Below are 22,025 nucleotides of genomic sequence, written 5' to 3' on the forward strand. Positions count from 1 at the left end.
GAGTGACCGGCATGCAGGCGGATATCGATTTCTCCCATTATCTGAAGCGCGCGGGCGGCGGGCTTATCCATCTCGATCTCGCGGTCGAGGGCATCAATTGCGCCGGCTGCATGGCCAAGATCGAGCGCAATCTATCGACCATTCCCGACGTCACCTCGGCTCGCGTGAACCTGACCGACAGCCGCCTGGCGCTGGAATGGAAGGCGGGCACAATCGATCCGGCGCTGTTCGTGAGCCGGCTCGCCGAGCTCGGCTACAAGGCCTATCCGTTCGAGCGCGATGATGCCGAAACGCTGGAGGCGCAGCGAGCCCAGGGCCTGTTGCGCCGGCTGGGCGTCGCCGCCTTTGCCGCGATGAACGTCATGATGCTGTCGATCCCGGTGTGGTCCGGCAACGTCTCGGACATGTTGCCGGAGCAGCGCGACTTCTTCCACTGGCTGTCGGCGCTGATCGTGCTGCCGGCGGCGGCCTATTCGGCGCAGCCTTTCTTTTCGTCGGCACTGTCGGCGCTGCGGGCGCGCGGCGTCAACATGGACGTACCGATCAGCATCGGCATCGTGCTTGCGCTGGTGACGTCCGTGATCGAGACCGTCAATCACGCCGAGCATGCTTATTTCGACGCCGCGATCATGCTGATCGCCTTCCTGCTCGCCGGCCGCTATCTCGATCAGAACATGCGGCGGCGTACCCGCGCGTTTGCTGGCAACCTCGCGGCGCTGAAGGCGGAGACCGCGACGAAGTTCATCAGTCCAACCGAGATCGGAACGGTTCCGGCGGCGGCGATCCGGTCCGGCGATATCGTGCTGCTGCGGCCCGGCGAGCGCTGCGCGGTCGATGGCAGCGTGATCGAGGGGCGCTCGGAGATCGATCAGAGCCTCATCACGGGCGAGACGTTGCCGGTCATGGTCACGCCTGGCAGTGCCGTGTTCGCCGGTACGCTGGTTCGTTCCGGTACATTGCGCATCCGCGCCTCCGCGGCCGCGGGCGGCACGCTGCTCGACGAGATATCCCGCCTGCTGGATCATGCGCTGCAGGCACGCTCGCGCTACCCCCGCCTGGCCGAGCGTGCCTCGAGGCTTTACGCCCCGGTGGTGCACGCGACCGCATTCCTGACGATGCTGGGCTGGCTGGCCTATGGCGCGGGCCTTCATGACTCGATCGTGACCGCGATCGCGGTCCTGATCATCACCTGTCCCTGCGCGCTGGGCCTGGCCATTCCGGCCGTGCAGACCGTTGCGTCCGGCGCGCTGTTTGGTTCCGGCGTGCTGCTCAATGCCGGCGATGCGATCGAGCGGATCGCCGAGATCGACCGTGTGATCTTCGACAAGACGGGAACGTTGACACTGCCCGAGCTCGATGTCGCCAATTGCGCGGAGATTCCCGACGACGTCCTGCGCCTCGCGGGCCGGTTGGCGCTGTCGAGCCGTCACCCGGTTGCTGCCGCCATTGCGCGCAAGGCGGCAGCGGCCTCGCCGCTGCCGGACATCCAGGAAGAGCCGGGGCAGGGTGTTCACGGCTTTTGCGACGGGCATCCGATTCGCCTGGGCCGTCCGTCATTCTGCGGCGCCGACGGCCTCGCCAACGAGATCCTGTGCCGCGATCCCGAAGCTTCGGTTGTCGCATTCAGCCATGGCGGGAGCAGATACGTCTTTGCGGTCCGGCAGCGGCTGCGCCCGGACGCCGCCGATGTCGTGGCAGGATTGGCGCGCATGGGCGTTGCCGTCGAGATCGTGTCGGGGGATCGAGAGCCCGCAGTCCGGCTCGCCGCAACGCAGCTTGGCGTGCATGAATGGCGGGCCGGGGTCTCTCCGGTCGACAAGATTGCCCGGATCGAGGAATTGGCACGCCAGGGCTGCAAGGTGCTGATGGTCGGCGACGGCTTGAACGATGCGCCGGCGCTGGCCGCGGCGCACGCCTCGATGTCGCCCGCTACGGCCACGCATATGAGCCAGGCGGTTGCCGATGCGGTTTTCCTCGGCGAGCGCCTCGCGCCGGTGCTGTCGGCGGTCAAGGTGTCGCGTAAGGCGCTGCGGCTGATGCGGCAGAATCTCTGGCTTGCGGTGGTCTACAATGTGCTGGCCGTGCCGATCGCGATCGCCGGCCTGGTTACCCCGCTGATCGCCGCGGCCGCGATGTCGGGTTCGTCGGTCATCGTGATGCTCAACGCGTTGAGGGCGCGCGCAAGGGAGGCAGCCTGATGGAGGTTCTGGTCATTCTGGTGCCGCTGGCGCTCGCGCTGGGCTTTCTAGGCCTGCTCGGCTTTCTCTGGTCGCTCAAGAGCGGGCAGTATGACGATCTCGACGGCGCAGCCTGGCGCGCCATCGCCGATGACGAGCCCGTCAGCGATCACGGCCGGTCGAAGTAGTGGAAATACGCCAGTAAAGCCGCGGATGCGATGGTCCGCGCCGCAAGACCAGGAGAGACCAACCTGCTGATGGAGGCAATCCGCGCCACAGTCAGCAGCAGCTCTTCGGCAGCACGTCCGGCTGCCAGCAACGCCGGTGTGTCGGCGCTGCCGCTACGGGGTGCATCGTGTCTAAATCGAACCATCCCTCCGCGCGCCGGACACAGGGAAGCCCAGTGGACGTCGCTTGTCATCGATCACGGCAAGCTCGATCACGCAGTCGAACGATGCCGACGCGATATCCCGCCATCCCAAAAGGGCTAGCGGGCGAAGCCATGAGGTGAATGCTCGTCGCATGCGGTTCGATTGCTTGATGAGCGACGGCCCGATCGTCGCACATAGGGAGGTCGACACCGTTGATGTAGCTCAACCTTGCAGCGACTTGGATGGCATCGCCTGTAGCCGAAACTATAAGTTCCGACGTGCATGAATGAAACCGCTTAACTCGGCGCGTAATCAAACGGGGCTAGATTGGGTGGGGGGTATGTACGGTCTGTTCGTTCCGCTTCCAGTCCGCCTACCGCGCCGTCGGCAGTAGCGGCCGATGAACGCTTCACGTCGCGCTATTGCGGTCGTCTATTTTGGAAGGCGAAGCTCGCCGAAGTAGAGAGGGTACTCGTTGAACGCGAATCGTGCATCGACCGGAGCCGCTTATGCTCCGGCAACGCAGCTGATTCTGTCATGAGGCGGGTTACGGCGTACGGCGAGGAGCGAGGCCAGGAGAAAGTCCTTACGATTGACCGAGCGGATCGCGCATTGGTTCGTCGGGGTGATTATTGGTCGTCCTTCCGAGAAGAGTGGCACTCAGCCGAACCTTACAGGGGCTGACCAGCGGCAAAAGCGCCTCGCAACTTTCTCGAGGGTGCCTGGAACAGCGTCGATAGCAATGCAATCGCCTGTCGGATGCGGGCGCTCTGCGCCGCTAAAAGCGCCGATGGCAAGCCTTAGCTCGTCTCCTATTCGGTGGGCGCAAATGGTTTCCTAGGCGGTGTTTGTACGAATTCTGGCCGGACTTCCGACATCGACTTTCTCGCTGCATCTCCGATCTCGTAGAAGATGCCAGTCACCGACCTGCTGGCTCGATCCGGGCGACTCAGGCTAAGCAGTGGTCATCGATCAGACTAACCTGCGAAAGGAACAAAATGGTCGCCCCCACACGTGGACCGCCTGCTTCTGGCTATGCGCTCGAGGTCGATGGCCGATTGAAAACCGAATTTGCGAGCAGAGATACAGCTTGGGCAGGAGCGGAGGAGCTAAAGAAACGCTTTCCTATGCTTCAGATCAGAATTTACGACGCTCTGGCAAAGACCAGAGATGAGGTCCAGCTTCCACGAGCTTGAGCTGCTTCGGTTGATGCTCTTTTGCGCGTGCGCTTGGCGCCGCACCGGGCTCTTGCCGAGCCGAGCCGCGCAGCGTCTCGGTCGTCCGGCGTCGACCCCTCGCGCCCCCTCGCGCACCATGAGGGCCGATCGGGACCTCCGTCCGGATTCCGCTGCATGGCTAAGCCATCAAGCGATGCCGATTGAGCCGAAGACCTAGGGGGTGGTGGCCTTGGGCAAACGCGCTGCGGAGGCCGTCGTCAACCACTGGACATTCGGTGCAGCGATGATCTTCGCGAGACTTCTCAATAACGTTTCGCCATCCGGGATCGGCTCGACAAGGTCGACGCGAAACATCACGACGTGATTCTGCTCCACGGCGCCTCGCTGAAAGGCGCTCAATCGAGCGCTGCAAAATGGGCGGTCCCGCAGATTGCCTTCAAACCGACCGCGTATGCCACCGCCGCTCCGTTCAAGTAGGGCGATGCCACGCTGGCGGTCATGCCGATCGGCGTCGTGCACTTCCCGGATACCGGAATCCAGGACAACCTCGCCGACAAGACGACGGAACTCGGGATCCGGTCTGGACGTTCGGCAATGTTGGGGCGTGAGCAAGCTCTCCGCCCGCATATGACAGGCGAATTTAGAAATATGTGCGCGAGGAGGTCTCAAAAGGGTTGAATCGCACGTAGCGTCAAGTTGTAGGCTCTCGAGCCGGCGGCTAACGAGCAACAAAAGAGTACGAATGTCCCAAGTCTTAGGCTCAGTAAGATGAGTGGCCTCGACAGGGGGCCATTGTGGAGTCGCTGATCGGCTCAGTATCCACACGCGATGGCCCGTCGGAGACCGTTGGCGAACTTCATCTGGCTGAACGGCACCGACCAGACCTAAGCAGATTGGCTTTCAGTTTCGCTTGCGACGCGAGCGGTGCCGCCGCCGCTAACCTGTGCGTCCGTCATAACCTCCGTGGCGCGGACCACCTCAAAGGATCTCAATGCCAAGCGTTAGGAACCCGCCGCGCGGCCATGCGCCAGACCCGCGGCTGGATGCAACTACAGGGGATGAGGGTGACCAAGCCGCGCTCCTTGCCGGCGTCTGGTCCAATTTCGCTGACGTATCGGCAGTTCCTAGTCAAGGAGGAGACTTTGGAATGGAAGCCATCCTCGTCATTTGTCCTGCCGATATACCTGAGTGTGACTTATGAACTCGACGGCGACCCAAACCATATTGCTGACGTCTACAGCGGAGAGGCTGATGATTTCACCTGTATTCGGATTATCAATCCGACGACCAGCGCGCTGGAAAGAAGGTGCCTGACCTTACGCGGGCTTGACCCAGTATGAAGTTCGTCCTGGCCCAGACGAGCACCAGAACATGAAGTGCAGCCGCTTTTCGGAAGCGCAGATCCTCGAGATCTTGAGGGAGCACGGGGCCGGCGCTTCGATCGCTGATCTGTGCCGCAAGCACGGCGTCAGCGATGCCTGCATTTACAAATGGAAGGCGAAGTTCGGTGGGATGGAAATGACAGAAGCCAAGCAGTTGAAGAGGCTGGAGGATGAGAACACGCGCTTGAGGCGGCTGCTGGCCGACGCCATGCTGGAGTATGCGGCGCTGAAGGACCTGTTAGAAAAGAATGGTGACTGCGGCTAAAGCGGACCGGCTCGACGGCTTTCGGGGCCGCCTTTGCGGCGCAGACGTCGTTGTTGTTAGAGCGGACTTCGACCATTCGCCTTGCGTCAATATTGTTTGGTTGGCGAGCGAATCAAGTGAGTGCTTCTGCGTGACCAGTGCGATAGATCAATTCTGTGCGCCGCCTGCTGCTTTGCTAGGACGTTCAATCCTGCGGCTCGATCGGCTCGTGAGGTGACCAGAACGTGCGCCTATATGATAACGGTGTGTGCTCCGGTAAACCTCCGTATAGTATTCGCAAGCCTTTCTATATTGGTCGCCTATCTTCGTACAAATTGAGCCGGCCCTCAACTTCACATGAGATGAAGCTGCCGACCGCAGCGTCAAAAAAAGGCTTCTGTGAGCAGGTGGATCGAATTTCATTCTTGCGGCCACAAGGTGCAGGTGAAGCACTTTTCATGTGACGTTGGCGGGAGGAACAGCGCTGCCGCGTTCCTTCGAGTGACGTCCCTCGGGCAGCTGATCACCTTTTGCAGGCAAAGGGGCGTGGTATCATGAGTAGAGATCTTAGCTATTCGCCTACGGTCGGCTTTCTTCTTGGCCTTCCTCGGTCGGGCACGACGCTCCTGGCGCATCTGCTCCAGCGACATCCAGATATTATGTCCCCACCTGAGCCCTGGCTGATGCTGGCACTTGAGGCATTTGGCACGGTGGACCATCGTCACCCAGCGGGAAGCTCACTGGTCGAGGCCGCTACTTCCGAATTCATGGACCGGATAGATCGCGCTGTCGTTAGCCGAGCTCTTGCCGATGCGGCTTACGGCCAATATTTGACAGCCGCGAGCAAGCGCACGTTCATAGACAAGACTCCGCGCTATTGGATGGTGCTCGATTTCTTGGATTCGATTTATCCGGAAGCGCCACGAATCCTCATAATGCGTAATCCCTACGCGATTGCCGCATCACTGAAATCGACGTGGGACATTCCGCTCCTATCCGCAAGCTGCCCGTCTGCGATCGCATCCTGTCTTACCGATCTCGCGCGGGGCTTGCCCACGCCTGCTGTCGTATCCTGCCTGGCTGATCTCGTTCTGGGCCTGCCGACGCTCGCTGCGCTGCGTGGCCGCCGCCAGACGCAAGTGGTGCAGTACGAGCTCCTGGTGACGCGCCCCGACGAGGAAATCCGGCGTGTTATCGCAGGACTAGGCCATGATCCTGCGGACGCGGCATCGGCCAAAGTGGAGCAAGCCGACATTTTCCGGTCAAGTACCTTTGGGGATCGAAAGATCCTCGAGAAAAAGGCAATCGATGATCGTTCAGTCCAGGCTTGGCGAACCGCATTGAGCACCGAAGAGATGCAGGTGGTAACCGATCTGATCGGCACCGAGCTCTTGATAGAGCTCGGTTATGAGCAGGACCTTCGGTACGCAGAGCAAGTCGGGACTGTCGATCGGGGCCCGGCAGTAACCGAGGCGTATCGTCAACTGTTTCGAACCTGCTGGGATCTGCGCGGCGGTACGGGAGGCGCGTCGTTCGGCGTCTCCACTCACGCGCGTGAACCAAATGGCATTGGTCAGCAAGCTGGAGAGAGCTCCTCAGTTTCCGAGGCGCAACGACTGGCTGAGAAGACGGAAGAGCATTTGCGGTTGATGAACTCCATGGCGGAGCAGTTGGAACAGGCATTGAGGGTTGCGAAAGGCGGTCACGATTCGTGGCTTGGACACTAGTCGCGTGACACGACCGTCTCAACGTTGCTGGTGACGTTGTGCGGCTTAAGCAGACCTCGGTTGAGCTGGCGCGATGCGGCTACGCCGAAGAGTGTGGCCGCAATGGGCGTGCGGCTCGAGTCTTCATTCGCACCGGAACGTCTGTAGCGAGCCGGGGCCTCCCTTTCACTTCTTACAGTTAGCTGGGCCGATGCGGCATATTTCCCGGCGCTATGCTGCAAAAAGGGCGGACGTTCCACCACAAGCATCCGGCTCTCGCGCGGCGCGCGTTGCACCCGTTAGATGAAATCTTCGGTTCGAGACGTTTGAGATCGGAAGCGTTCAATGATGAGGTCGCTCGCCGCGCCGATCAGGTAACACAACTGCGTAGCAGTGGAACTTAAGACGAAGGTCAGAATTGCGCCCGTCAGACCGTCCCCGATAAAATAGGCTGCCGGGATCAAAATCAGGATTGTAGGGAAGCATACATAGACCTTGAAATAGCGTCCCAGCAGCAATCCGCAGATACCGCTCGCCAAAATGAGCGCCAACATCGCGCCTCCTAGTGATGCTCGGTGTGCACCAGAGAATGTTTTTCGAAGCCAGAGTGAAGGACAATCGTCATCCGGATACTCCTGAGCCGTCTAAACCAACGTTTGCTATCCGCTATTCGCTAGAGCTGGTAAAATCGATTGTCTTGATAGAACACATTTTTGATCTGGATGAATCCTGATCATCCTTTGGCCTGTCGATGATTGAGATCGTCGTGATCGCTCAACGCCTTGATGAACGATGCAACCTCATCGCAGCGGAACGCGGCATCGTCCTGAACTAGCCAGGGTGCCGCACTTGTCGGAATCGTCCTTCGCTGGAGCGTCTATGCATTAAATTATTCGGGAGCTTTACCTTTGAGTAATCGGCACCTACAAGCGGCGTGTCGAGCCATGCGCCAGAACGATGCTGCCAATCCTTGTGGGCTGGCCGCATTTTCACGCGGTGCTTATCCCGGGTCGTCTGGACTGTTGACAAGCTATGGCAAACCCCGCACGGCAACGCTCACTTCGCCGATCAAGAGAAGCCCGCATCAAACGGCACCTGACGAACTCAAACAAAATCCGCATCGAATAACAACCAAATGTTGCCTAAACATCTGCACCGCCTCGAAGCTGAATCGATCGCGATAATGCGTGACGTAGTCGCCGAGTTTAGAAAGCCGGTCATGCTCTATTCGATCGGAAAAGACTCAAGCGTCATGCTGCACATTGCAATGAAGGCATTCTTCCCGGCCAAGTTGCCCTTTCCCTTGCTTCACGTCGACACGACGTGGAAGTTCCGCGAGATGATTAGCTTCCGGGATGAAGCAGCTAAGCGGCTCGACGTGGACCTGATCGTTCACGTGAACAAGGATGGCGTCGAGCGCGGGATCAATCCAGTCGAGTCCGGTTCACTCCTTCATACTCAGGTGATGAAGACAGATGCTTTGAAACAGGCGCTCGACCTCTATCGGTTCGACGCTGCCTTGGGTGGGGCACGACGTGACGAAGAAAAGAGCCGTGCGAAAGAACGGATCTTCTCCTTCCGTTCGGCCGGACATGTGTGGGATCCGCGAGACCAGCGTCCGGAGCTATGGAATCTGTTCAATACGCGAATCCGCCAAGGCGAAACTATGCGCGTGTTCGCTATGTCGAACTGGACCGAGCTCGATGTCTGGGAATACATCATGCTCGAGAAGATCCCGGTCGTCCCACTCTACTTTGCAAAGCAAAGGCCTGTGGTCCTCCGGAATGGCGCAACCATTATGGTCGACGACAAGCGACTGCCGCTTAAGTCCGACGAGACGCCGCAGATGCGGATGATCCGTTTTCGAACCCTGGGATGCTATCCATTGAGCGGGGCCATCAACTCCAACGCGGTTACGATCGAGGACATCGTCGCTGAGATGCAGACCGCGACGGTATCGGAGCGCCAGGGACGCTTGATTGATGGTGATGAAGCCGCTTCGATGGAGAAGAAGAAGCGGGAAGGCTACTTCTGATGACGCCCAAAGCGGCTGTCGAACTTGTCCCGGCCAGAACAAAGGACCAACTTCGTTTCATCACTTGCGGTTCGGTGGACGACGGAAAATCGACGCTGATTGGCCGGCTTCTGCATGACAGCAAGATAATTTACGAGGATCAGCTGACGGCGCTGGCACACGATAGCGCCAGGCACGGCACGAACGGTAATGACGTCGATTTTGCGTTGCTAGTCGACGGACTCGAGGCAGAGCGAGAGCAAGGTATCACGATCGATGTGGCCCATCGCTTCTTTACCACGCCGCGCCGCTCGTTCATGGTGCTCGACACACCCGGCCACGAGCAATACACCCGTAACATGGCGACGGGTGCCTCGAATGCCCAGCTCGCCATCATCCTGGTCGACGCGCGCAAGGGTGTCCTGGTGCAGACAAAGCGTCACTCTTTCATTTGTTCGCTGCTCGGTATCCGCAATATTGTGCTGGCTGTGAACAAGATCGACCTCATCAAGTACAAGAAGGAGATTTTCGACCGGATCGTCGAGGACTATATCGCCTTTTCCGCCAGTCTTCGCTTTACCTCGATCGTTCCGATTCCGATCTCCGCCCGCTACGGCGACAACGTCGCTAGCCGCTCCGGCAACTTTGAGTGGTATGATGGTCCCTGCGTGCTCGATTACTTGGAGAGCATCGATATCCAGTCTAACGCCGTGATCCAGCCTTTCCGCTTTCCGGTCCAGTGGGTGAACCGGCCCAATTTGGACTTCCGGGGCTACGCCGGATCGGTAGTTACCGGGAGTATCTCGGCAGGGGACGAGGTCGTTGTCGCAACGTCTGGACAGACCACGCGCATCAAGCGGATCGTGACCCATGACGGCGACCTTGTCCGCGCCGAGGCGGGCGATGCCATCACCATTTCGCTCGAAGACGAGATCGATATCGGCCGTGGCGCTCTCCTGGCGCGCCCGACCGAGCGGCCACAGGTATCCGGCCAGTTCGCCGCGCATCTGATCTGGATGGATGAGGCCCCGCTCGTTGCCGGACGCAATTACATCCTGCGCATTGGAACGCAGACCGTAGCCGCCAGCGTGACCGCAATCAAGCATCGGATCGACGTCAACACCCGTGAGCATCTCGTAGCTAAAACGCTTGGTCTGAATGAGATCGGCTTCTGCCATATTTCGACGGCGCTGCCGATGGCGTTCGATCCTTACGAGATCAATCGCGAGACCGGATCGTTCATCGTCATCGACCGCTATACGAATCGGACGATCGGCGCCGGGATGATCGCATATCCTCTGCGGCGGCCCACCAATATCGCTTGGCACCCCCTTTCAGTGAGTAGGAACGAGCGCGCCGCGCTCAAGAATCAAAAGGCTTGTATCATCTGGTTCACGGGCCTATCCGGCTCGGGAAAGTCGACAATCGCCAACATAGTCGACCAAAAGCTGTTCACTATGGCGTACCACACCATGCTGCTGGATGGCGACAACGTGCGGCACGGACTAAGCGCGGACCTCGGCTTCAGCGAGCCCGATCGTGCCGAAAATATTCGTCGAGTCGGTGAAGTCGCCAAGTTGATGGTGGATAGCGGTCTGATCGTGATTTGCTCGTTCGTCTCGCCCTACATTGCCCAGCGAGACATGGTGCGGAACCTTGTTGCTAAGGAGGAGTTCCTCGAGATCTTTGTTGACACGTCGATCGACGAATGCGCGCGGCGCGATCCCAAGGGTCTCTATTCCAAGGCGAGGTCTGGAGAGATCAAGAACGTCACTGGCATCGATGCGCCCTACGAAATACCGCTAAGACCCGAAATTCATCTCAGGACAACAGGGCAAACGCCCGAGCAACTAGCGGAAGCCGTGGTCGAGGTCTTGATAGCGCGTGCAATCGTCGATAACTACTAGGATCTGCCGATTACCATCATTGCCAGAGCATCCAGCGCAATCGTTCGGGCCTTGCGCCAAGGGTGCCGCCGATGCTGAACCGAACTGGACGGCAGGTGGGGGGGCCTTGCCAATGAAGCGCGCTAACATGGGGTAGTGAGTCTGGTCGGAACGATTGGCACGCCTGGGCCTTGCATGCCCTGTGCTCGTCGCGAACTCACAGCCGGTAGTCATTCATCGCCAAGCGTTGGCACTCGGTAGGTCTAGAAGGTGCCATGAGTACGAAATGGCGGGAGTTGCCGTTCCATCCACTGGAGAGGCTGAGCCGCTGCTCAGGATCTACCGAAGAGCAGAATGAAGTTACTGGCCGGCAAATCCAATTGCCGTTTCAGCGCCAGCCCATGCTTCCTGGCCTCCCTTTCAATATCCCGCACGTCTTTGAGACCCCATTCGGGCACGCCAGCCGCTCGAATCTCCCTGTCGAATGCCTCGTTCGACGGCGTGGTGTATTTTCCGTCAAGTTTAAAGGGACCATAGATTGCGATGAAGCCGGATGGTTTCAGGAGCTTTGCGCCAAGCGCAGCAATGCCGTCGGCGATCGAGACGGGAGCAACATGGAAGATGTTGATGACGAAGATGACGTCGTAGAGCTGCTCGTGGGCATCCGGCCAGGTTGAGGGAACCGTGAGATCGATCAGAACGGGATCAGCAATGTTATTGTTATCGCCTTCGAGGCGCTTCCTTTTGATTGTCTCGAAGACACCTTGATCGTAATCGGAAGGCTGAAACCGAACGTTCGGAAAATGCGGCGCGAGGTAGTTGATATGTAATCCGGCACCAGTCGCTACTTCGAGCGCGTCACCCCTCGTAGGAAAGAACTCTTCGAACGTTTTCAGGATAGCGTCCCTATTGCGGTTGCCCGCCCAGGCGACATAAGGGCTGAGAGGATACGGATCGATATTGGGTCTGTCGTCGGACAATCGCGTACTCCTTTGCCTCTATGGCGAAAGACATGGCTCGGACTTGTCTTTCAGGACAAGTTAGGAGGGGTGTGCCAGGCTCGGCTCGCCCGCCACGGTCGGCCTGAAGGGGATCTATGGAGCGTTATCGGCGTCGGCGGTCCGGCGGAGCGGAAAGCGTGTCGCGATTGACAAGAGAATCGTCCTGATGGACGAGCCCTTCCCGGTGGTCGACGTTCACACCCGCCGGCTAATGCACCGGATCCCCCTTGAGCTCGGGCAGACCAAACGCCCTCTCTCGAAAGCTCCCGCGCCGCCAAGCTCCGTACGCGCGGTGGAATTCAGTCTGTTCCAAGCTGGCTAGTCCAAGGCGGCTGACGAGGTCGGCGGCGGCGATTAAGGGTAGAATTTTGTTTCGCCGCGCGGGCCGCTTGATCTGCGGATTTAGAAAGCAGCGAACGCGCGCCAAGGTAGAATCTGCCCAGTGACCTTTCCGTGGATTCGAGTGGTGCTAGGTGACCTCCATGGGCGGCTGCTTGGTCACCTTGAGGCGTGTCACACTGCTCCGGCCGTCGACACTGACAGGCACATCACCTTCGATTGTGGCGCGACGCATGACGCGATGCTGGTCGCCGTAATCATTGACCGCATAATGCTGTGTTGCGCGGTTGTCCCAGATCGCGACATCGCCCTCCTTCCAGTTCCAGCGCACGGTGTTTTCGGGTGCCGTGATGTGGGACTGGAGTAGATCGAACAGCTTCTGGCCATCACGTTTAGGGATGTCAACAAAACGCTGCACCACATCGCCGAGCACCAGCGCGCGCTCGCCGGTCTCCGGATGGACGCGCACGACGGGATGCTCGGTCTCAAAGATGGTTCTCGTAAAGATCTCATCAAAATGTTTCTTGTCGACTTCGCGGACACGTGCCGTTCCTTCGTAATCGAAGGCGTTGGTGTGGATTGCCCAGAGTTCGTCGGCAAGCCGTTGCAGCGGCAGCGGCAGATCCAGGTAAGTGGCCGCGGTGTTCGACCAGATCGTATCGCCGCCAAACGGTGGGATCACAATGGCCCGCAGCACCGAAATTTTGGGATAGGCAGCAGTGAAGGTTCCATCCGCGTGCCACACATCAGCCCGGCTACCTCCGCGGGCGGAGTCGAGTTCGATGATTGACGCCATTCCCTTGGTGGTACCGAGCGTCGGATGCGGAACAAGCGTTCCCAAACGAATAGCAAAGCGTTCCTGCTCGGGGTCGTCGAGGTGATCCTGATCGCGGAAAAAGATCACCTTGTGTACGAGTAGCAAGCTGTTGATTGCAGCAATCGTCTGGCTCGGCAAATCGCCCGAGAGCTTGATATTGCTGATCTCAGCACCGATGCGCGCGGTGCGTTTGACGACGTCGCTATACGGAATGATATTATCGATCAAAGCGGCTTCGCTCATGGTGGCATCTTCCAACTTCAGGATTCTTTTCGGCGACAACGTATTCAGCCGCGACGCGAATAGGCGAACGCACGATCGGGAATTGTCGAGGTTCGCCGCACTCGGCCCCGTTGGTGTGCTTCGAGGGAGGTAAGATCAGCCGCGCACCGATCGCGGCTGAACATTGCTGATTTGGTGCCTCTGCATGCTCTCAGCCACTAAATTGCTATTGCTGATGCGAAAGCAATGACCATGCCAATGCTGCTAGGCACGCTAAAGCGACCGACCATGCGTTAAAGGTCCCTCCCCCTTGTGCGCGCGGTGTTTTGAATCCGACATGACATTGCTGCTGTCGGTACACGAACAACGGTCCACGCGAGGTATTGTTTTGGTGAGAGCTGTGTCGCGCTATTTTGGCGGCTGACTTGGCGAACTCGTGCGCCAGCTGCGGGTTGAGGGAAGGGGAGCTGAGCACAGTCCCCTTCTAGTGAGGGCGGTTTTCGGGACGATCTGGCGTGCTTTCGCGACATCGTTCCTGTGCTCGGTCTTGCGACCTATCGGCAAATTCTGCTCGTGACTGCCACACGGTCGCTCGACAGCTATCTCGGGCGTATGACCGGCGCGAAGGTGCTGGCCGGCGAGATCGTCCACGGTCAAGGCGGGATCATCCACGCCGCAGTCGTTCTCGCGACCGGGTTCACAAGGCTTACAGATCGCGAAGATCCGATGGTTGAACGAACACCTCGAAGCAGTCGGCGATCCGTTGATCAAGAATGGCGGTGAAATTCTGAAATTCCTGGCCGACGGCCTTCTCGCCAAGTCGTGGACGAAGGTCGTCGAAACGCACATGGCGGGAGGCGCTTGCCCCCTCTTAGGTTTGCTCACCGTACCGTGTCGCTCTATCCGACGATAGGATAGCCGCCGCATGTCGCCGAAGGGGACCAGCCAAGTCGTTCCGATGAAGGATTCGATCCTGCAATTATCCATGGTTCGTGCGCAACCAAGTATCCACGTATTACACTGAACGAAACCGGAATGTTATAGTGATCGGTTTCATTTTATTGTCGTATGCACTGGTTGGTGTAGGCTCAATCACGAGCGTGCGGTGCAGAAGCAACTCGGGGTCGATCGCCCCGACTTCGGTGTCCTCTTCGCCGACATGATCGTGGGCGAAGACGAGCCCGTTGCGACGGGGCGTGTTCTTCAGCCGAAGATCGAGGCGGAGGTGGCCTTCCATCTCGATCGCGACGTCGAGGTCGAAACGCCCACGGTGGCCGACGTGGTGCGGGCAGTGGCCTACGCAATGCCCGCCCTTGAGATCGTCGGCAGCCGCATCACCAATTGGGATATCGGAATCGTTGATACCGTCGCCGACAACGCGTCGTCGGGCCTCTTCGTTCTGGGAGGTCCAGTCCGGCGGTTGGATGGCTTGGACCTGCGCGCCCTCCAGATGCAGATGACCCGGAAGGACGAAATCGTCTCGAAGGGGACCGGCGCGGCCTGTCTCGGCAATCCGCTCAACGCGACGGCCTGGCTCGCCAGTGAGCTTGCCCGCCGCAAGCGGCCGCTGCGCGCCGGCGACGTCGTGCTCTCCGGAGCGCTCGGCCCGATGGTGCCGGTGAACCCGGGCGACGTATTTGAGGCCAACATCGCAGGTCTTGGCACCGTCTCGGCCCGGTTCACCTAGACACACCCAAAGGAACACCGAATGAAGCTCGTCAGATTCGGCAATCCCGGCGCCGAAAAGCCGGGACTCGTCGACGATCAGGGACGCCTGCGCGACTTGTCGGATGTCATCGCCGACGTCACCCCCGGCAACCTGTCGCGTCCCGTGCTGCAAAAGATCGCTGCGATCGCTCCATCCACGCTGCCGCTCGTCGCCGGCGAGCCGCGTTTGGGCGTGCCGATCGCAGGCGTCGGAAAGTTTATCGCGATCGGTCTCAACTATGCCGATCATGCCGCGGAGGCCAACCTTCCGTTACCCTCCGAGCCCATCGTTTTTCAGAAAGCGATCACCTCGCTCAGTGGGCCGAACGACAACGTCGTGCTGCCAAAAGGTTCTGAGAAGTCGGACTGGGAGGTCGAACTCGGGATCGTGATCGGCGCCCGAGCTTCCTACGTCGAGCGCGCTGATGCACTAGCCCATGTCGCAGGCTACTGCGTCGTGAACGACGTCAGCGAGCGCGAGTACCAGATGGAACGCGGCGGCACTTGGGACAAGGGGAAGGGCTGCGACAGCTTCGGGCCCGTCGGACCGTGGCTGGTGACGACGGACGAGGTTTCCGATCCACAGGCGCTCGACCTCTGGCTCGACGTCAACGGACAGCGCATGCAGGCGGGTAACACCAAAACGATGATCTTCGACTGCGCGGAGATCGTCAGCTACGTCAGCCGCTTCATGACGCTGATGCCCGGCGATATCATTGCGACCGGGACGCCACCGGGCGTGGGCATGGGCAAAAAGCCCGCTGCAATCTACCTCAAGCCGGGCGACGTCATGACGCTTCGCATCGGGGGGCTCGGAACGCAGCGCCAGCACGTCCGCGAATGGTCTCCCGCTGCGGGGCTGCGAACGTGACTGTCTACAGCGGAAGGTTCAAGGGACGAACGGCCGTCGTAACCGGCGCGGCGTCCGGCATTGGCCGCGACGTCGCGCGTCGGTTGGTGGCCGAGGGCGCCCGCGTCTCCATGTGGGACCTGAACGCCTCTGCCCTCGCTACGGCAGCGGCGGAAGCTCGTGCGACGAACACGCAATCTGTCGACATCACGGCAGAAAACGCTGTCGATGCCGCCATGCGGCAGAGCATCGACGAGTTGGGCGGGCGGCTTGACATTCTGGTCGCCAGCGCGGGCATCACGGGCCCGAACGGCGCCGTGAAAGATTACGCGGGCGAGGATTGGCGCAAGGTCTTCGACGTCAACGTCCACGGGGCCTTCTACTGCAACCGCGCCGCCGTCCGCGCGATGGATAGGGGTGGCTACGGTCGCATTGTCAACGTCGCTTCCGTGGCGGGGAAGGAAGGCAATCCGAACGCGTCGGCCTATAGCGCTTCGAAGGCGGCGGTGATCGCGCTGACCAAGTCGCTCGGCAAGGAGACCGCAGCGACCGGAATCCGCGTCAACTGTATCACGCCGGCGGCGATCAAGACGCCTCTGTTCGATCAGATGAAGCCTCAGCACATCGAGTTCATGCTGTCGAAGATTCCGCTCGGGCGGTTCGGCACGATCGAAGAGGCGACTTCGCTCGTCTGCTGGCTCGCGAGCGAGGAGTGCTCGTTCAGCACGGGCGCGGTATTCGACCTCTCGGGCGGCCGCGCAACGTATTGAGCGACCTCCGACATGTTCGCACTGCGAACAGTTGTCATGAAGCCATTGTGACCGGGGACGGGCGCCTGGATAATCGACCCAATCAAAAAGCGCCGAAGAGCGCATGGAGGAAACCAATGATCATTAGCACCGAAACAGGTTGACCTGGGACGTCATCGGTTCAGCCGGTGACCAGCTCGAACGTTCGCATCAATAAGCGGCTCACGCGCCAAGCACTCCGGTTCGGCGTTGGGCTCCGCATTGCGTTTTTGCAACTGCCTCAGGGAGGAATTCTATGACCACTATGAAAGCCGCCCGCCTGCACCAGGTGGGTACCAAGTTCTCGATCGACGAAATCGCCGTCCCGAAGCCGCGCCCCAACGACGTCTTGGTCAAGGTCAAGGCGTGCGGGATCATCCCGAACATGAAGAACGTCATGGCGCACTACGCGGAATGGTTCCCCTTCCTGCCGCTGCCGCCATTGCCTGCCATCTACGGCCTGGATGCCTCGGGAGAGGTGGTCGAGGTGGGCAGCCAGGTCAAGTCGATCAAGAGCGGCGACCGGGTGTACGTCAATCCCGGCATATCGTGTGGATCCTGCCACGCGTGCCGGTGCGGGCAGCCGATTAATTGCGACGCCTACACGTTCCTCGGCTACTTCGGCTTCGGTCCGCGTTCGAGCCAGGTCTTCGTTGATTATCCCTCGGCCGGCTTCGCCGAGTACATGACTGCGCCGGCGTCATCGTTGGTGAAGCTTCCGGAATCGGTGTCGTATGAAGCGGCCGCCCGTCTTGGATATCTCGGGACCGCGTACTCCGCCCTGAGGAAGGCGGGGGCTCGCGCCGGAACGAGTGTCATCGTCAGTGGCGCTACAGGTACTCTGGGGCTAGGTGCCGTAATTCTCGCATTAGGAATGGGCGTCACCAAAATCTTCGGTGTCGCGCGCGACAAGAATCTGCTCGGGCGCCTGCGCGCGATCGCGCCGTCCCGGATTGAAGCAATTTCGGCCGGCGATCGTCCGCTGGATGAGTTGGTGCGCGAGCACACCGACGGCCTGGGGGCCGACATCTTCATCGACGCCGTCGGGCCTGGCGCGCCCAGTTCGACCTCGCTCGTTGGCATCAACGCATTGAGACGCGGGGGACGGATGGTCGACATCGGGGGGATGTCCGAGCCGCTTCCGTTGGAGATGTTCAGGCTGATGTGCTTCCAGATCAGCGTCATCGGCTCCTTGTGGTTCGATGTCGCCGAAGGGCAGGACATGGTCGAGATGGCTGCAGCAGGGACGCTGAATCTCTCGGTCTTCGAACACCAGCGATACCCGCTGCGCGACATATCCAAGGCACTTGAAGCGGTCGATCACAGGAACGGCGGCTTCACCAACGTTGTGATCGTCCACGAATAGACGGGAGACAGAAAATGGCGCGTCTGATTGTTACTGCTCATCGGAACGGAAAGTCTTCCGTCGGACTGGACCAGTCGATTCCCGCGAAGCCGTTCGTATCAGTGCCCGGCTTCGATCCCACACTGATCTGGGGCACGTTGGCGACTCCATCGGTGCCATGGGATGGGAGCAATGTCGCAGCCGGCGGAAGGACCGTGCTGCCGGACGCTGGGGGGACGAAGCTGATGAAGGTCACCTTTCCACCCGATTCTGTGATGACGTCGTCTGACTTCGACCCGGCCGCTGCGGGCGCGGAATATATGTCCCGGCTGCCGGGACTTGCGGAGCAATTCGAGCCGGAGAGTCCGGGGATGCACACGACCGACACCGTGGACTACGGCATCCTCATGGACGGCGAGATCACGCTCGAACTCGACGATGGAAAGGCCGTTGCGCTCCAGCCGGGCGACATCGTTGTTCAGAACGGTACGCGCCACGCCTGGCGGAACGGTGGAAGCCGTCCCGCAACACTGATTTTCGTTCTGATCGGAGCGCGCCGTCGGAATGCTTGAGGTGCCGAGTAGCGCCAGACCGTGAGGCGCGGCCGCTGGGGTTCCCAGCCGGACCTTCTTAGAAAGGTCCAGAGCCGAAAATAGGCGGACGGCCGCGCCCGCCTTGTTTCTGCTGGCGGGCGCCTTCGAGAGCACCTATAGGCTGGAAACGTACCTAAACTCTTTGTCCATCCCCGTAAAACATTGAAATCGCAGAAAATGCGATCGCCCGCCGTGCGCGCCATAAACCCACAATATAGCTGCGCCAGCTTGGCGAAGAGGGAGCACGCCCGCGGAAAAGATCGCGCGATTCATCTGTCGCCAAGCACTCCGATCCGCGCGAGGTAGTCGCTCATGTCGAGACAAGCGAACGATCGCCGGCCTTAGCTTGCGCAAATTGCTTTGGTGCCTTGAATCTCGCCAGGACAGTCTCGGCCGTCTCACCCGCTAGATCCGAAATGAACTTCCCTATCTGTTCTCGAGTTTGGATTCCAAGCAGTGGCCGTGGCTCTGAGAGAAAATCGAAGAACGCGCTTCCAATCTTTGCGTTGACTGCGGCGGCAGGGAACAGCAGTTCGGCATGCGCAGCATATTTCTCGTCACCCAGGAACAGTCGGGTCACTTCCGTTGCGGCCTCGGCGCGATGGTCCCAGTGCGTATTGAATTGATCCCACAGCCACTCGTAGGTGATCTTGCCCTTGTGCTCCCTGAGCGCCCTAATCAGCAGTACGGATTGAATCACCGCATTTTGCGCTCCTTGACCGCCGATCGGATCAAAGGAAACTGCGGCATCGCCGATCGCGGCAACAGGGTGTCCATTTTTCGTCCGGGCAACAGCACGCCGAACGGTCGGGGTGACTGCGCCGAGAAACCACGAGTGCGGGTCCTCATGCAGGGGTTCGAGCTGCGCGACCAACGCCAGGTCTTCCGGGAAGTATGTCGCAAATAGCTTTACCACGGCGTCGCGCGCGCTCTGGGTATCGGTCGCGGATTTGAACAAGTCGACCCACGGGCTGCCGGGCTTGGCGAAGCCGATGAAGGCCCGTGTGGCACCGGCATCCTTGTGCAGATAGGGGCCGAAAAAGGTCTCACCGAAATCAGCGTGGATGGTGAACCAGTTGTGCCTGGCGCCGTCCGAACTGCGATAGGCGAACTGATGATCGGCGCGATTGAGTCCCTTGAAGGTTGCGAGCAGCAGCTGCCGCTGCGGCTTCGCGTAGACAGTGCGATCGGGGTCAGCCGGGAACAGCAAGGACAAACCGCCCTTGCCCGTCGCGACCAGCGTGAGATCGACCTGCGCGGCAATTGCGTCCAGATCGTCCGGCGTAACGGTACGCACGACGAATTGGCCCCCTCGCGCCAAGAAACGACCCAACCGATCGTCGGCTCGCAACCGCGTATCGACCGCCTGAGCTCGGTAGTTGAACGGGCGGTCGAACTCCAAGACCGGCGTTCGGGTTTCTCCGCTGCCGGAGAAGATCCGAACGCTCATCCCGGTGCTGGTTCCGACATCGTAGAGGTTCTCAATAATCTCCGCATCGTATTCGAGGGAGTTGCCGAAGTAGACGGCAGTCCCCGTCGGGGGCATATCGTCGCGCAACGATGCGCGGTCTCGATCGCTGTAGATGGTGACGTCAAATCCCGCGTTGACGAGGCCGAGCCCGGCCGTGGTCCCCGCGAGACCCGCTCCCACGATGGCGGCTTTCCGTTTGGTGTTTGGCACGTGGCTCTCCGGAGGAAAGAATTGCTATGCTCAGAAGCGAGACCCTAAGTCGCGCGCGGCTCACGCACGCATCTCACCGCGTAAAGTCGTAGAGAGCGCGATCTATTAGCCGATGTGTTGCCCAGCCCGACGGACGCCGGCACTCCAGGCATATGGCAGGGTCTCGCCATTCAACTCATGCGCGCCGATGGCGCGAAGCTTGAAGATCGCGGGATTGTGGGAGGCGATGGTGCGCGCATTGCGCCAGTGCCGATCGATCGCGAGCTTCTCGGAACTGAGAGAGGCTCCGCCGACCTCGAAAAGTGCAGTCACAGCGTCGAGAACCAGCTTGATGACGACCACCTGTGCCTCGGCTGCCGCGAGCTCCGAGGCGTCGAGCTGCTGAGGGTCTTGGTGGCGACCGTCAAGAGTCCGCGCGAGCTCGTCGACCGCGGCGAGGACCGTCGCTCGTGCGCCGAATGCCGCGCTGAAAAGCTGCCCGATGACCTGCTGCACAAGGGGATCATTCCGTGGCAGGTCAGCGACAGCGTGAGAAAAGGTGCGAGTTCGCGCCTTGATCCATTCGGTCGTATCGATGGCGGCGCGTTTTGCGATTCCTGCGAGGGTCGCGAGCAGGATCAACTGAACATGAGCGGTTCCGAAGACGCGGCCTTCCGTTCCATAGCCCGGGCCGACAATGCGGTCCGGAAGGACCGTTACATCCTTGAATTCGGCCGTGCCGCTCGCTGTTAGTCTCTGCCCGAAGCCATCCCAGTCGTCTTGAACGTCGACGCCAGGCTGGCTGGTGTCGACAAGAACTGTAACTCGCTTGCCGTCGTGATCGGCCGCCACGATTAGATGATCTGCATAGAGGGTGCCAGTCGTATAATACTTTGTGCCATTGAGCCGCAGCGCGGTTCCCTCCGACGTCACGGCGGTCCGGTAGCGATCGACTGCGCCAACGCCGGGTTCAGTCACTGCGACGCCGAACAGCGCGCCGTTGGCGATGGCTTTGAGCCACCGCGCCTTGACCGTCTCATCCTTGTTCAGCCGCAAGTCCTCGACCAGGTTGAAGTGAGCCCTCAAGGCCTGGGGCAGGTTGGAATCGGCGACCGCAAGCCCGATGAGGAGGTCGAAGGTCTGACGGGGCGTTGCGCCGAGACCGCCAAACTCGAGCGGTACGCGGAGGGCGCCGAAGCCTGCGTCCTTCAGTAGTTGGATTTCGTCGAACGGAAGCGTGCGGCTTCGTTCGCGCGCCACCGCACCTGCCGCGATCTTCTCGAAGATTGGAGCGAATCGCGTTTGCAGTTCGTCATCGCTTTTGGTGGGACTCGCAACGTGAATGGTCATGGTGCCGCTTTCGTTCATCTTGAGATCAATGCTGTCGCCTCGAAGCATAGTCGGCTCTCCGCTGAGGGCCAGACTGTATTTCCGCAGGATCGAAGACGAACGTTCGGAGCGGCGCGTCGTACGAAGAAAATTTCTGCCGCGCATTATGATGTCTGACTGGGTAGTGGCATCACGAACTCTCCGTTGAAGAGCAGCCGAGATGAACGCGAGGAGAGTCAATTCGAAAGGAGTATTCTCCGAAACAAGCCTGGATGCGGCGGATCGCATCGAGATTCGATCGTATCGAAGCGAGTTGTTGTCGTGATGTTCGTCGAGCGCGCTGCATGATGGCGTTCGTTGATGATAAATACGAGCGCGACGAGAGAAAGTTTCTCACCTCGCGAAGCGACGCAGCG

General features: G+C 60.0%; 16 protein-coding genes and 2 pseudogenes. 13 read left to right on the plus strand and 5 right to left on the minus strand.

All coding sequences use genetic code 11. The features are described from left to right. Positions 1-11: 11 nt before the first annotated feature. The 6 genes and pseudogenes from FBZ93_RS27795 (at position 12) to FBZ93_RS27825 (ending at position 7,079) form a co-directional block, all read left to right on the plus strand. A complete protein-coding gene (locus FBZ93_RS27795) occupies positions 12-2,198 on the plus strand; it encodes a heavy metal translocating P-type ATPase (RefSeq protein ID WP_146990292.1) in 2,187 nt (728 codons plus the stop codon). Continuing rightward, positions 2,198-2,365, plus strand: a complete 168-nt coding sequence (ccoS, locus tag FBZ93_RS27800) for a cbb3-type cytochrome oxidase assembly protein CcoS (RefSeq protein WP_146990294.1) — start codon at positions 2,198-2,200, stop codon at positions 2,363-2,365. Before FBZ93_RS27795 ends, ccoS begins: the two co-directional genes overlap by 1 nt. Before the next feature lie 1,679 nt (positions 2,366-4,044). Next, a pseudogene (locus FBZ93_RS27810) lies at positions 4,045-4,334 on the plus strand (SLOG family protein); the annotation flags it as partial. 456 nt (positions 4,335-4,790) lie between these two features. Next, positions 4,791-5,066: a hypothetical protein gene (locus FBZ93_RS27815; RefSeq protein WP_146990298.1), complete on the plus strand. Its 276-nt coding sequence runs from the start codon at positions 4,791-4,793 to the stop codon at positions 5,064-5,066. Between the two features lie 31 nt (positions 5,067-5,097). Continuing rightward, positions 5,098-5,355 (plus strand): annotated as a pseudogene (locus tag FBZ93_RS27820) (transposase); the annotation flags it as partial. A gap of 551 nt (positions 5,356-5,906) precedes the next feature. Then, on the plus strand, positions 5,907-7,079 hold the full coding sequence (locus FBZ93_RS27825) for a sulfotransferase family protein (RefSeq protein ID WP_146990299.1): 1,173 nt from the start codon (positions 5,907-5,909) through the stop codon (positions 7,077-7,079). A gap of 278 nt (positions 7,080-7,357) precedes the next feature. Here the strand turns inward: FBZ93_RS27825 and FBZ93_RS27830 are convergent, their stop codons facing one another. After that, entirely contained in the window at positions 7,358-7,612 is a 255-nt protein-coding gene (locus FBZ93_RS27830) for a hypothetical protein (RefSeq protein WP_146990301.1), read from the minus strand. Positions 7,613-8,193: 581 nt separating this feature from the next. On the opposite strand from FBZ93_RS27830, the gene cysD reads away from it, so the two are divergent. Next, the gene (gene cysD, locus FBZ93_RS27835) at positions 8,194-9,093 is read left to right on the plus strand and encodes a sulfate adenylyltransferase subunit CysD (RefSeq protein ID WP_146990303.1); all 900 of its coding nucleotides are present in this window, start codon (positions 8,194-8,196) and stop codon (positions 9,091-9,093) included. Beyond that, complete coding sequence (gene cysN / locus FBZ93_RS27840; protein ID WP_146990305.1) at positions 9,093-10,979, plus strand: sulfate adenylyltransferase subunit CysN; 1,887 nt, start codon at positions 9,093-9,095, stop codon at positions 10,977-10,979. Before cysD ends, cysN begins: the two co-directional genes overlap by 1 nt. 311 nt (positions 10,980-11,290) lie before the next feature. Here the strand turns inward: cysN and FBZ93_RS27845 are convergent, their stop codons facing one another. After that, a complete protein-coding gene (locus tag FBZ93_RS27845; RefSeq protein ID WP_146990307.1) occupies positions 11,291-11,938 on the minus strand; it encodes a DUF938 domain-containing protein in 648 nt (215 codons plus the stop codon). Positions 11,939-12,428: 490 nt separating this feature from the next. Then, the gene (locus FBZ93_RS27855) at positions 12,429-13,358 is read right to left on the minus strand and encodes a TauD/TfdA dioxygenase family protein (protein ID WP_146990308.1); all 930 of its coding nucleotides are present in this window, start codon (positions 13,356-13,358) and stop codon (positions 12,429-12,431) included. Between the two features lie 1,039 nt (positions 13,359-14,397). On the opposite strand from FBZ93_RS27855, the gene FBZ93_RS27860 reads away from it, so the two are divergent. The 5 genes from FBZ93_RS27860 (at position 14,398) to FBZ93_RS27880 (ending at position 18,599) form a co-directional block, all read left to right on the plus strand. Next, positions 14,398-15,024 (plus strand): fumarylacetoacetate hydrolase family protein, encoded by a 627-nt coding sequence (locus FBZ93_RS27860; RefSeq protein WP_283810851.1) that lies wholly within the window; start codon positions 14,398-14,400, stop codon positions 15,022-15,024. Between the two features lie 21 nt (positions 15,025-15,045). Continuing rightward, on the plus strand, positions 15,046-15,915 hold the full coding sequence (locus FBZ93_RS27865; RefSeq protein ID WP_146990310.1) for a fumarylacetoacetate hydrolase family protein: 870 nt from the start codon (positions 15,046-15,048) through the stop codon (positions 15,913-15,915). After that, positions 15,912-16,664 (plus strand): SDR family NAD(P)-dependent oxidoreductase, encoded by a 753-nt coding sequence (locus FBZ93_RS27870; protein WP_433995448.1) that lies wholly within the window; start codon positions 15,912-15,914, stop codon positions 16,662-16,664. The genes FBZ93_RS27865 and FBZ93_RS27870 overlap by 4 nt, the downstream gene beginning before the upstream one ends. Before the next feature lie 274 nt (positions 16,665-16,938). Next, positions 16,939-18,048, plus strand: a complete 1,110-nt coding sequence (locus tag FBZ93_RS27875; protein ID WP_208764067.1) for an alcohol dehydrogenase catalytic domain-containing protein — start codon at positions 16,939-16,941, stop codon at positions 18,046-18,048. A 14-nt stretch (positions 18,049-18,062) separates the two neighbouring features. Further along, on the plus strand, positions 18,063-18,599 hold the full coding sequence (locus FBZ93_RS27880; protein WP_146990314.1) for a cupin domain-containing protein: 537 nt from the start codon (positions 18,063-18,065) through the stop codon (positions 18,597-18,599). Between the two features lie 331 nt (positions 18,600-18,930). On the opposite strand, the gene FBZ93_RS27885 is transcribed toward FBZ93_RS27880, so the two are convergent. Both FBZ93_RS27885 and FBZ93_RS27890 read right to left on the minus strand, forming a co-directional pair. Beyond that, positions 18,931-20,301, minus strand: a complete 1,371-nt coding sequence (locus FBZ93_RS27885) for a styrene monooxygenase/indole monooxygenase family protein (RefSeq protein WP_146990316.1) — start codon at positions 20,299-20,301, stop codon at positions 18,931-18,933. 105 nt (positions 20,302-20,406) lie between these two features. After that, positions 20,407-21,678: an acyl-CoA dehydrogenase family protein gene (locus FBZ93_RS27890; protein WP_208764068.1), complete on the minus strand. Its 1,272-nt coding sequence runs from the start codon at positions 21,676-21,678 to the stop codon at positions 20,407-20,409. Positions 21,679-22,025 lie beyond the last annotated feature (347 nt).

It is taken from the genome of Bradyrhizobium macuxiense (genome assembly GCF_007993935.1).
GTDB lineage: Bacteria > Pseudomonadota > Alphaproteobacteria > Rhizobiales > Xanthobacteraceae > Bradyrhizobium > Bradyrhizobium macuxiense_A.

Bases quoted from the DNA above. Each gene is read 5' to 3' on its own strand.
- FBZ93_RS27795 (WP_146990292.1), top strand. From the start codon at position 12: ATGCAGGCGGATATCGATTTCTCCCATTATCTGAAGCGCGCGGGCGGC.
- ccoS (WP_146990294.1), top strand. From the start codon at position 2,198: ATGGAGGTTCTGGTCATTCTGGTGCCGCTGGCGCTCGCGCTGGGCTTT.
- FBZ93_RS27825 (WP_146990299.1), top strand. From the start codon at position 5,907: ATGAGTAGAGATCTTAGCTATTCGCCTACGGTCGGCTTTCTTCTTGGC.
- FBZ93_RS27830 (WP_146990301.1), bottom strand. From the start codon at position 7,612: ATGTTGGCGCTCATTTTGGCGAGCGGTATCTGCGGATTGCTGCTGGGA.
- cysD (WP_146990303.1), top strand. From the start codon at position 8,194: ATGTTGCCTAAACATCTGCACCGCCTCGAAGCTGAATCGATCGCGATA.
- cysN (WP_146990305.1), top strand. From the start codon at position 9,093: ATGACGCCCAAAGCGGCTGTCGAACTTGTCCCGGCCAGAACAAAGGAC.
- FBZ93_RS27855 (WP_146990308.1), bottom strand. From the start codon at position 13,358: ATGAGCGAAGCCGCTTTGATCGATAATATCATTCCGTATAGCGACGTC.
- FBZ93_RS27865 (WP_146990310.1), top strand. From the start codon at position 15,046: ATGAAGCTCGTCAGATTCGGCAATCCCGGCGCCGAAAAGCCGGGACTC.
- FBZ93_RS27875 (WP_208764067.1), top strand. From the start codon at position 16,939: ATGACCACTATGAAAGCCGCCCGCCTGCACCAGGTGGGTACCAAGTTC.
- FBZ93_RS27880 (WP_146990314.1), top strand. From the start codon at position 18,063: ATGGCGCGTCTGATTGTTACTGCTCATCGGAACGGAAAGTCTTCCGTC.
- FBZ93_RS27890 (WP_208764068.1), bottom strand. From the start codon at position 21,678: ATGCTTCGAGGCGACAGCATTGATCTCAAGATGAACGAAAGCGGCACC.